Raw genomic sequence first — 10,547 nt, forward strand, 5'->3', positions numbered from 1 at the left:
AAACTCATTAATATTAGTTAATTGATATTGGGATGGGTTTATCCATATTCGTTCTAAGTATTTATTTAGGGCTCCTTGTGTGATCGGAAGATCATTTTCAAATCCATTGCCTTGACGTACTGTGTGGGTGAAATTTTTATCAATCCAATAATATTCTCCGATACGCACAGCATTATAGTTCCCATAGAATTCGTAATGTTCCGAGGCATAAAATTTTAACTTTATAGATTCAGGTAGCGTCCTATTTTGTTCATCGATATAATAAAATGTAATATCTCTGAATTTTATGTTATATGGTTCGTATTTTTTTTCATTCAGCTCCGAAACATAACCTTCAGGTGCTGCTATTTCTTTTATAGTATAGCTTCCTATCGGCAATTCGGTAAGTTCTATTGTGCCATGATCAAGAGTGTAGGTTCCAACGATCTCATTGTTACTATTAAATATACTATATTGCCCACCTGATATTAATGAATTATCTGCTATATTTTTTGATGATATAACGAAATGGGCTGTTTCGATGCTATTATCATCGGAACAACAACTTAGTCCGATGAGAATTAATGGATAAATAAATAAAGTCTTTTTCATATCATTCAATTTTTTTAACCTTGTTAGTTAAATGAATGATAAGGCCTGAAGTGCCTTGTTTCTAATGTGATAGATAGAATATTACTCTTTATTTTGTCTCTTAAAATTAAAACATATGAGTTTAAATTTTTGTTCTGGATGGGCATTCCTTTTTTTGTAAATCTCATGAATGAAAGTTTCCATTTTTGTAAATCTCATGAATGGTAGTTTCTTTCATTGTAAATATCTTTTATATTAATTCTTTTGAGATTTTATCTTTTGGGAATGATCTTATCTATATAAGACTATCTATTAAAAAATAATGTATCTTTGTTTGCTATTTTAAAGGATTTACTAGATGCCAAAAATATCGATAATAACACCTACTTTCAATTCAGAAAAAATGCTTCATGGAACAATTGAAGCACTATTAAGACAGACATTCTCAGATTTTGAGTATATTATAATAGATGGGGTTTCTAAAGATAAAACCATAGATACTATAGAGAGCTATAAGCCTTTATTCGAAAGAAAAGGGGTGTCTGTACATATTGTGAGCGAGCCAGATAAAGGTGTTTATGATGCCATGAATAAAGGTATATCTATGGCTAAAGGGGATTTGGTAGGGATTACCAATTCTGATGATTGGTACGAAGATAATGCCTTGGAAGTAATGTGGAATAAATTTACTGACGGAGAGACTGATCGTAACAACTGTATGATATATGGCATAGAAAGAGTATGGAAAGAAGATAAAATCTTTAATGTTCAGCGTCGTGGAGCTACGTTTATTTCAGAAAGTGTATTACCTCACTCAACTTTCTTTGTGTCGAAAGCAGTCTATGATAAGTTTGGTGCCTTTGATCTATCTGTGAAAGTGTTGGCCGATTATGATTTTATTTGTAGATGTGTTAGTCAAGGTGTTAAGTTAGAAGAAATAGATGTTGTTATATCTAATTTCAGATTAGGAGGTATATCATCATCTTACTTTGATTTTTATTCAGACTTTTATAAGATAAAACATAAATATGGCTTCATTAATGATAAAAAGTATAAGGAATTGAAGTTTGTGTTGAAAGTGAAGAAGATCATTAATAAGATCATAAAAAGATGGTAATTATAAATTATATAATAGACAAGAAATAAAAAGAGGGTGTTGTAATTCTGTCAACACCCTCTTTTTTTAATATAAGGTATAGATTTATTTCAATTCCTGATCCATCCAGTTTAATCTCTGAGTAAGCCAGCTTTTTAGATAATCGATCTCTCCTTGATAACTTCCTGTGATAATAGGATTTGGCCAGACTCTTTTGTCTAGTATTGGCCAGCGCGTAAAGTTTTTACTTTGTGATATTTGCATTTCTTCAGCTAAGGCATCTATAAATGGATGTAAATCTTTTAGTTTATCACTCCTTAATTCTTTCCAACGGTTTGTTACCATTTGGTCAAACTCAGGATGCCGAAAGAACTCTTTATACCAATTTGCTTTATTACGGGCGTGCCAATCATACGTTTTTTCACAGTTATCATAGTCGACATTACCAAATGCAATATCGTAGTCCCAGACAGGACCAAAATATAATTTGTCATCATCTTTGTTTTTATAGACAAAAGTACTTAAACGAAGATTTCCATCTACATTTTTAGACATCTCATTTAATAATAGATAATCAATGAAGGATTTAATGTCCAGATATTTTGGGAGTTCAGCTACTGTATTTACCTCATTTATACCATATAAAATATCTTCTATGTTTTGAATATAATTTTTGATATATTCTTTTTGATCAGACGGAATATTTTCGGGTCTGTTTACGCAAAATATCATTTCACCTAGGTTGGTTTCGAACCAAACAGGCTCACCTTTACGTTCATCTATCTCTAAAAGGTATCCACCCGAAATATTGGTATCTGTTGGCTCTAGCTCAGCAATATTTACCCTGTCTTTATCTATTCTTATATGCTCTCCTAGCATGTAATTTCCTATATTATCACCATTGAGAACGACATCGACATATTTCATTCGTGGAGTATAGGTAAATCCCATGCGCCGGCTAATTTCAAATGCAAGCTCATTTCGAATCAAGGTTTTGTCGGAATAGTTTGCTAACAAAACCCAATGTTTGTTTTTAGGCATGCCTAACATCTCGCTTGATTTACTTAACTTTAGTCGATATGGTTTTTTCTCCATTTCCCATGTACTATTTCCCCTGCCTCTTATTTCAGTTTCTCCTTCCAGTAGCTTTTCTATGATTTCGCCTTTTTCATTTCGAGATTCAAGAAGAAATGTAGCGTTTATATAGTCCTCTTTCGATGTAATTGGTTTCCTATTCTCGGTATTGATAGTCAGAAGAGGAAAGTAAAACCCTTCTGGTTCCGGAGCAGCAGCTTCTTGTGTAATAGTGATCGTTTCAGATTTCTGGGTCGTTTTTATCGTTAGTGATATTGAACGTGGACTTTTAGCTTTATTTTCAATTACTCTTGTTGTAATATTCATATTCCCCTTTCCGTTTAAAGGAGTAATGGTAAGCCAGCCGTTTTGTTCTATATCTATTTTCCATTCGGTATTTGACTTGATGGAAAAGGTTTGTATCTCACCTTCGGCTCTAAACAGCAATTCACTTTTCGATAAGCTTAAAAATTGGGGATCTTCCTTTTCTTCATTATCAGAACAACTAACAATGAAAAGGACGAGGATAATAAATGATAAGATTTTGTTTTTCATACGGACTAGATATATTTGGTGCATTTATGTTTTACAAAGAAAGAAAGAAAATTGGATAATCAAGTATTACTGCGTATTTAATTGATGCTTTATACTGTATTATGAATCATAAAACAGACTTGGTATTGCTTGTTTTTCTCGATAAAAATTCGTATATTTGTTAGATTTTATAATGCAAAACAAAGGGTGGTTTTCCGCCAAAAAATAGCAAGAAAATATGACAGAGAAGCAAAAAATGGCAAGCGAGTCTTACTCGGCGCAGAATATTCAGGTGCTTGAAGGCCTGGAGGCTGTAAGGAAAAGACCCGCAATGTACATTGGGGATATAAGTGAAAAAGGGCTACATCATCTTGTATATGAAGTAGTGGATAACTCTATTGACGAGGCTTTAGCCGGATATTGTACAGATATTAAGGTTACTATCCATGAGGATAACTCAATATCGGTTCAGGATAATGGTCGTGGTATTCCTGTGGGTATGATGGAAAAAGAGCAAAAGTCTGCTCTTGAAGTCGTATTGACTGTCTTGCATGCCGGAGGTAAATTTGATAAAGGTACTTACAAAGTATCAGGAGGTTTACATGGAGTAGGGGTATCGTGTGTGAATGCATTATCTACTCATTTACGAGCTGAAGTCCATCGTGAGGATTCAATCTTTGTTCAGGAGTATTCTTGTGGGAAGCCATTGGGCCCCGTAGAGAAAAAAGGTGCTTCTTCAACTTCGGGTACAACAATAACATTTAAGCCAGATGATTCTATTTTTACGGTTACAGAATATAAATATGATACATTGGCTTCTCGCCTTCGAGAATTAGCCTTCTTGAATGCAGGTATTCGTCTTTCACTGACAGATATGCGTAATAAGAAAGATGATGGGTCGTATCGCTCAGACAATTTTTACTCTGAAAAAGGATTAGAAGAATTTGTCCGCTATATAGATTCTTCTAAAGAGGCTTTGATCGAAGATGTTATACATATTGTTACAGAGAAACAAGGTGTTCCTGTAGAAGTGGCTATGACATATAATACTTCTTACAATGAGAATGTTTATTCTTATGTAAATAATATCCATACTATCGAAGGAGGTACTCACCTTACCGGTTTCAGACGTGGTCTATCTCGTACTTTGAAAAAGTATGCAGAAGACATGAAAATGTTGGAAAAACTAAAAATAGAGATAAGTGGAGATGACTTTCGCGAAGGTTTGACAGCTGTTGTATCTATAAAGGTAGCAGAGCCTCAGTTTGAAGGGCAGACTAAGACTAAACTTGGAAACAATGAAGTGATGGGTGCTGTCGATCAGGCTGTAGGTGAAGCTTTAGGGTATTATCTGGAAGAACATCCGAAAGAGGCCAAGATTATAGTTGAAAAAGTAATACTTGCTGCCACAGCTCGTGCTGCTGCCAGAAAAGCTCGTGAAATGGTGCAACGCAAATCTCCGCTTACAGGTGGAGGGCTTCCGGGTAAGTTAGCAGACTGTTCTAGTAAAGATGCTTCGAAATGTGAGATATTCCTTGTCGAAGGGGATTCTGCAGGAGGTACAGCAAAGCAAGGACGCGACCGTGGATTTCAGGCAATTCTACCTTTGAGAGGTAAGATTCTGAATGTAGAGAAAGCTATGCCTCATAAGGTTTTAGAAAGTGATGAGATAAAGAATATATATACTGCACTCGGCGTAACAATTGGAACTGAAGAGGATTCGAAAGAATTAAATACGGAAAAGCTACGTTATCATAAGGTGGTAATCATGACCGATGCCGATGTTGACGGTAGCCATATTGCAACACTTATCTTAACTTTCTTCTTCCGTCATATGAAAGCACTATTGGAAAGAGGGTATGTATATATTGCCACACCTCCGCTTTACTTATGTCGCAAGGGAAAAGTAGAAGAATATTGCTGGGATGATAGACAGCGTCGTGCGTTTATAGATAAATATGGCGATGGTGATGAGAATGCTATTCATACACAGCGATACAAAGGTCTTGGAGAGATGAATGCAACTCAGCTTTGGGATACAACAATGAATCCTGAACATCGTACACTTCGTCAGGTAACAATAGAAAATGCAGCTGAAGCTGATCATATATTTTCTATGTTGATGGGAGAAGATGTAGCTCCTCGCCGTGAGTTTATTGAAGAAAATGCTACTTATGCTAAAATTGACGCATAAGCAGAGTATCGAAATATAGGAGTAAAGGTCGTGATAATCACGGCCTTTATTTGTTTTAGCCATATTATATCATGCTAGTTTTTAATTAAAAAGGTGACAAAAGTAACACTTTCCCATCTTATTAGTGAGTAGTTGTTACTCCTAGCTACTAATTTAAAAAGTTACAAAGGTGACACTTTTATAATCTTTTTTTAGTAGTAACTTTTTTTCTATATGAATATGTGTCATCACTTTATTATATCATTTTGTAATATAGATAAAGCTCAAGAAGAATTATAGCTCGTTTTTAAAAAACTACTAACCTGTACTTCTTAACTCGTAACTAATCTATATCTTTGTGTCTATATATTTAACTATAATATGATGACTATTAAAAATATTATTGCTGTTTGTTTTGCTTTGTCTTTATTGACATGTGCTTGTAATAATAAAACAGCAAAAACTACACCTGTGGAAGCATATCAAAAATTATCACCCGATTTCAATGGAGACAGTGCTTATTTTTTTGTAGATAAGCAGGTGGCTTTTGGACCTCGAGTACCGAATACGGCTCAACATATTGCCTGTGGAGACTATCTAGTTTCCGAACTGAAGCGTTTTGGCGCAGACGTTCAGGAACAGAAGATGGTGGTAACGGCTTATGATGGTACAAAATTGAATGCTCGCAATATAATAGGTTCATATAACTTAGATAAGAAAAACAGAGTATTATTATTTGCTCATTGGGACACACGTCCATATTCAGATCAGGATCAGAATCCGGCTAATCATCACAAACCTTTATTAGGTGCAAATGATGGAGGTAGTGGAGTTGGGGTTTTGCTTGAAGTTGCCCGTATTATACAATCTAAATCGCCCGAAGTTGGAATTGATATTATTTTCTTCGATGCTGAAGATTATGGAGTTCCGGCATTTAAAAAAGATTATCCTGACCCTACAAATGCTACTTGGTGTCTGGGATCACAATATTGGGCTAAAAATCCTCATGTACCTAATTATAAGGCTAAATATGGGATCTTACTCGATATGGTTGGTGCAGACGGTGCAAAGTTCTATAGAGAAGGATACTCGAAAGAATATGCTAGGAATGTATTAGACCGAGTATGGAGTACTGCAGTACAATTAGGGTATGGTAATTATTTTATAAATAAAGATGGAGGTGTTACAACCGACGATCATGTGCCGGTAAACGAGGTACGTCGTATTCCAAGTATCGACATTATCCAGTTTGATGAAAATTCTGATACTAGTTTTTATCATGCGTGGCATACCCAAAAAGATGATATGAGCGGTATCAGTAAAGAAACCCTTAAAGCTGTCGGGCAGACAGTACTCGAAGTTATCTATAAAGAAAAATAAAAATGACTACTATAAACGAAGTACAAGACGAAATAATAGAAGAATTCTCAATGTTCGACGATTGGATGGATCGCTATGCATTGTTGATAGAATTGGGTAATTCTCTTGAGAAATTAGATGATAAAAGTAAAATTGAAGATAATCTAATCGTTGGCTGCCAGAGTCGTGTATGGTTGCAAGCCGAGTATATAGATGATAAAATTATATTCAAAGCCGAAAGTGATGCCGTTATAGTGAAAGGTATCATTGCATTACTTATCAAGGTATTATCTAATCGTACTCCTGATGAAATTGTTGATGCTGATTTATATTTCATAGAGAAAATCGGATTGAAAGAAAATCTTAGTCCTACACGTTCTAATGGGTTGGTTTCGATGATAAAACAGATGCGTTTTTATGCAATGGCATATAAAGCAAAAGCTTTAGGGGAATAATTCTTTAAAGAAAGGCTCTGTAAACGATAGTTCGTCCACTTGTTTTTATCTCAAATTCATTTCCTTCGGCCTCATTTAGTGTTGCTTGCCACCAATTAGTAAATATTTGGTTTTCGATTTTATACACTAAATTCTCAGAAGTGATTGCGTTCCTGTCTATGGACATTATTGATACTTGCTGTTTGGGTTGACTGTCAAATATAGAATCCGATTCTATCCCGTTGAAAATACCATAATCTGTAATCATTTCCACCTCTGCTTCCTGCATATATTCGCATAGTAGGCTTATATTTGCAATAGTGTGATCTTCACGTTTTCCGGTTGCCCCTAAAATTGTGATTTTTCTCTTTTCTTGTTTTAAGCAGAAATGAACGGCTTTAGTCAGGTCATTTGTCTCCTGTTCACGAATGCGATGAATAATGCTCGCGTATTTTACGCGATTCTCTTCAGATAAAGAATCACAGTCTCCGACTATTGCATTAGGCTCTTTGTTTGTTTTCACCAGATTATTTATTGCTCCATCACAGCATACCAAGTACTTACAGTTATTAAGTATTGAGGATGTTATCGGATGTTTGGGAAATTCGCCATTGGCCAAAATAACAGTATCTGCCTGTTGATTTATATTGGGAAGCTTATATCTTTTCATTGACAATATTGATAGATAAAATAAGCTTGTAAAAGTAATAAATAGTTTTAGTAAATGATAGAATAATTTTTATCAAACATCATTATCTGGAATGGCAAATGCTTAGAGACGTATTTTGTTAACTCCGAATGCGGTTAATTTTTCGACTTAAATTATTATTGATCTATATTAAATGTTTCCTCTTTTGTTAGCGTTCCTTCCTTACCATCAAATGTAAATCTTTTATACAATACATATTCTTTGGATAAGCGTACTCCCCATTGATGAGTTTCGGGAGAGTACCAAAAGCTATAAATCCAATCTTCACCATTAGGCTGGGCTTGCAGATAGTCTCTTTGATCTAAAAACTCCAAAATATCATTGTATCCAAAATGGCTTCTGTCTTTATCGTAGTTGATTATTCTGATTTCACCATTTTTTGTAGATTCTAACCAATTGCCCACTTTTACTTGTTTAGGCATAAGTATTCCTTTTTGTTTTAACTTTCCATTAGGATAGAACTCTTTATAAAGTGTGTGAATGTAGGGGTATGAAAGTGTTTCCATTACCTCAATATTCGTTCCTTTGCGGTGGCACGATACACGAACTTTTGTTCCGTCTTCTTTTATTGTGTTATAATCTAATATACCGCGTGAATCATATTTGTCTTTGTATAAGTTGATATTTAAATTCTCATTGTCAATTATTATTCTCTTGTTTGGATAGATTTCGGTATAAGTTGTTTGAGCCTTAATTAATGAGTTTATGCCTAATGTCAATAATAACAATAGCAAGAATTTTCTTGTAGTAGTCATGTTTGTAGTTTTTAAGTTCGTTTGTTTGTTCCCTTTCTGTGTTCAAATATAATAAAAAAAATAGTAATATATTATATAGTATTAATTTAGCCTTTTTTTATGGTTGTTTTTTTATTTACAGTACATACTTTTTTTGTTAAAATATATATACCTTTATTCCCGCTTTTTCAATTCACAAAAACAAAACTTAATTTCTTCATTCTAAGATGAAAAAACTTTACATTCTTATGTTTTTTGTATCGTACCTCGTTACATTAAACGCACAAGTCACGATTGGTAGTGGAAGCAAAACAAATGTAGGTGCACTACTTGATTTAAAAATGAATGATAGTATCAGAGCTAATTCTTCTAAAGGATTAGGCTTGCCCCGTGTAGAGCTAAAAAATATTAGGACAGAGAAAGATCTGGGTAAAACTTTAGGTGCAGCTGCCGATAATACACTTAACGCAAAAGATCATATTGGTCTAATAGTTTATAATACAGGTAGTAATGTCGAGTCGGAGGAGAACCGTTTTTGTCAAGGTGTACATGTTTGGGATGGTGCGCAGTGGAATCCATTAGTACCATATCCGGCAGTAAGAATCCAAAAAGGGCCTCTTACATCTTACAAACGAAGTTTTGAATATTTGGATACGGCCGTTCCTGATGGTTGGCCAAAAGATAAACAGTTAGCCAGAGCTAATGGTTACTACAATTTAGGGCGTAATGTACCGATGAGTGGGATTTCTCCTAATGGAACAGATAACATAAGCGATCAACGTATTGGAGAGAGTACTCCCAATATTTATACAGTTTCTCGTTTTTATGTAGGGTATAAAATAATAGAACAAGAATATAAAATTAAAAAGAGTTTTTCATGCAGTGTCGAACTGGATTGGGATACTGTAGCAGAACAACCTGATGTATTGATTGATACAACAAGAATTTTTGATGAAGGTGTGTGGATGACCCAAAACTTACGTACCACAGTGCTCAATAATGGAACTGCATTAATAAAACGTACAGTAGAATATCATGCAGAGGAATATAATACTGTTCCTCAATATTGTGTCCCTGGTATTTCATCGACAACACCTAACCCAGCAATAAATGAAAATACAGGTGTTTTATATAACTGGGCTGCAGCGGTTGCTGTGGGAACTCCAAATGGTCTCTCTACAATTCCGTCTGTCAATCTTCAGATAGATGAAGGTAACAGTAGGCATAGAGATATAACCTATCAAGGTATTTGTCCTTCAGGATGGTATCTTCCTAGTAATCAAGAGTGGGTAGATCTGGTTAATGGTATTACAGAAAAAGTAAGTAGCTCGTCAACTTCTATGTTTGCTGGACAACTAGCAGGAGTAGCCACTAAAATCGGATATGATACAAATTTAACGTCTAACTCAGCAGTTGGAGTTGGTGGCTATGTAGGACAAGCAATGAAGACTACAACCTCTGTTTTAAGCACTGCTAGTGGAGGCAGATCTAATACAAGAGCTTTAAGTGGTTTTGATGCCTATTTAGGAGGTAGCTCGACTCTAGCGAGCAATAATACAATATCTCATTATAACAACGGAACAGCCGCTTATTTTTGGACAAGCTCGTTAGCTCCTCAATTTAGTACATCGGATGCCAGTCGTATATATGTCTATCATACTTGGCTGCTTGCCGGTACAACTGCAGGTGAAAATAATTTTTACCAAGGTTATCATAATTTACGCCAGACCTTTTCTGTTCGCTGTAAAAAAGAGACCTTGTGATTTTTTTGTTTTCATAAGAAAACAATTCGTTGATTATCAATTAGTATGGATTATTAAAAAGCATCTTTATTGAATTCAATAAAGATGCTTTTTAATAATCC

At 34.7% G+C, this 10,547-nt stretch carries 9 protein-coding genes; 5 read left to right on the forward strand and 4 right to left on the reverse strand.

Translation table 11 applies throughout. From position 1 onward, the window contains the following. The coding region (locus JGH11_RS17210) for a prealbumin-like fold domain-containing protein (RefSeq protein WP_236264095.1) at window positions 1-591 on the reverse strand (591 nt) is incomplete at its 3' end. A 337-nt stretch (window positions 592-928) separates the two neighbouring features. Here JGH11_RS17210 and JGH11_RS17215 point away from each other — a divergent pair. Next, the gene (locus JGH11_RS17215; RefSeq protein ID WP_201113866.1) at window positions 929-1,687 is read left to right on the forward strand and encodes a glycosyltransferase family 2 protein; all 759 of its coding nucleotides are present in this window, start codon (window positions 929-931) and stop codon (window positions 1,685-1,687) included. An 84-nt stretch (window positions 1,688-1,771) separates the two neighbouring features. Here JGH11_RS17215 and JGH11_RS17220 read toward each other — a convergent pair whose 3' ends face one another. After that, window positions 1,772-3,295, reverse strand: a complete 1,524-nt coding sequence (locus JGH11_RS17220; RefSeq protein WP_201113867.1) for a CotH kinase family protein — start codon at window positions 3,293-3,295, stop codon at window positions 1,772-1,774. 217 nt (window positions 3,296-3,512) lie between these two features. Between JGH11_RS17220 and gyrB the strand changes: the two genes are divergently transcribed. The 3 genes from gyrB (at window position 3,513) to JGH11_RS17235 (ending at window position 7,261) form a co-directional block, all read left to right on the forward strand. Beyond that, a complete protein-coding gene (gyrB, locus tag JGH11_RS17225) occupies window positions 3,513-5,468 on the forward strand; it encodes a DNA topoisomerase (ATP-hydrolyzing) subunit B (protein WP_201113869.1) in 1,956 nt (651 codons plus the stop codon). Window positions 5,469-5,831: 363 nt separating this feature from the next. Beyond that, window positions 5,832-6,827: a M28 family peptidase gene (locus tag JGH11_RS17230; protein WP_201113879.1), complete on the forward strand. Its 996-nt coding sequence runs from the start codon at window positions 5,832-5,834 to the stop codon at window positions 6,825-6,827. Window positions 6,828-6,829: 2 nt separating this feature from the next. Then, on the forward strand, window positions 6,830-7,261 hold the full coding sequence (locus JGH11_RS17235) for a SufE family protein (RefSeq protein WP_201113871.1): 432 nt from the start codon (window positions 6,830-6,832) through the stop codon (window positions 7,259-7,261). A gap of 4 nt (window positions 7,262-7,265) precedes the next feature. Here JGH11_RS17235 and JGH11_RS17240 read toward each other — a convergent pair whose 3' ends face one another. Then, window positions 7,266-7,910: a thiamine diphosphokinase gene (locus tag JGH11_RS17240; RefSeq protein ID WP_201113873.1), complete on the reverse strand. Its 645-nt coding sequence runs from the start codon at window positions 7,908-7,910 to the stop codon at window positions 7,266-7,268. Window positions 7,911-8,065: 155 nt separating this feature from the next. After that, the gene (locus JGH11_RS17245) at window positions 8,066-8,704 is read right to left on the reverse strand and encodes a hypothetical protein (RefSeq protein ID WP_201113875.1); all 639 of its coding nucleotides are present in this window, start codon (window positions 8,702-8,704) and stop codon (window positions 8,066-8,068) included. Window positions 8,705-8,931: 227 nt separating this feature from the next. On the opposite strand from JGH11_RS17245, the gene JGH11_RS17250 reads away from it, so the two are divergent. Continuing rightward, entirely contained in the window at window positions 8,932-10,446 is a 1,515-nt protein-coding gene (locus JGH11_RS17250; RefSeq protein ID WP_236264097.1) for a fibrobacter succinogenes major paralogous domain-containing protein, read from the forward strand. The last annotated feature ends 101 nt before the right edge of the window (window positions 10,447-10,547 follow it).

It is taken from the genome of Dysgonomonas sp. Marseille-P4677, from assembly GCF_016652235.1.
Classification (GTDB): domain Bacteria; phylum Bacteroidota; class Bacteroidia; order Bacteroidales; family Dysgonomonadaceae; genus Dysgonomonas.

Coding starts and splice junctions, on each gene's coding strand:
- JGH11_RS17215 (WP_201113866.1), top strand. CDS start 929: ATGCCAAAAATATCGATAATAACACCTACTTTCAATTCAGAAAAAATG.
- JGH11_RS17220 (WP_201113867.1), bottom strand. CDS start 3,295: ATGAAAAACAAAATCTTATCATTTATTATCCTCGTCCTTTTCATTGTT.
- gyrB (WP_201113869.1), top strand. CDS start 3,513: ATGACAGAGAAGCAAAAAATGGCAAGCGAGTCTTACTCGGCGCAGAAT.
- JGH11_RS17230 (WP_201113879.1), top strand. CDS start 5,832: ATGACTATTAAAAATATTATTGCTGTTTGTTTTGCTTTGTCTTTATTG.
- JGH11_RS17235 (WP_201113871.1), top strand. CDS start 6,830: ATGACTACTATAAACGAAGTACAAGACGAAATAATAGAAGAATTCTCA.
- JGH11_RS17240 (WP_201113873.1), bottom strand. CDS start 7,910: ATGAAAAGATATAAGCTTCCCAATATAAATCAACAGGCAGATACTGTT.
- JGH11_RS17245 (WP_201113875.1), bottom strand. CDS start 8,704: ATGACTACTACAAGAAAATTCTTGCTATTGTTATTATTGACATTAGGC.
- JGH11_RS17250 (WP_236264097.1), top strand. CDS start 8,932: ATGTTTTTTGTATCGTACCTCGTTACATTAAACGCACAAGTCACGATT.